This is a genomic window from Psychrobacter sp. CAL346-MNA-CIBAN-0220, from assembly GCF_040309805.1.
GTDB lineage: Bacteria > Pseudomonadota > Gammaproteobacteria > Pseudomonadales > Moraxellaceae > Psychrobacter.
The window spans coordinates 1-262 of the sequence record NZ_JBEOPF010000400.1 but is presented as its reverse complement, the minus strand read 5'-3'; the positions used below and the strand labels follow the sequence as shown (position 1 = coordinate 262).

Below are 262 nucleotides of genomic sequence, written 5' to 3'. Positions count from 1 at the left end.
GTGCAGAGGTGATGGAACAAACTAAACAATATCGCCAACAGCCTTTTGTGAGTATGTTGACCAAACCTGTGACGGCGAACTTGATGCTCGAGTCGGTTTACCGAGCTATTCATGGTTTAGAACAGCCAATACAATCTAGAAAAATAACTAATTTAGCATTAAAAGGTGCCAGGGTTCTGGTGGTTGAGGATAATCAGCTTAATCGCCAAGTTATTGATGAATTATTACGTCTACAAGGTGCGATTGTTACATTGGCTAAAGA

The 262-nt window shown here is 40.5% G+C and carries 1 protein-coding gene; it reads left to right on the top strand.

Annotated elements, in window-relative coordinates:
* Positions 1-11: 11 nt before the first annotated feature.
* Positions 12-262: hypothetical protein (locus AAEY88_RS14130; protein WP_350563396.1), on the top strand; the 251-nt coding region annotated here is incomplete at its 3' end.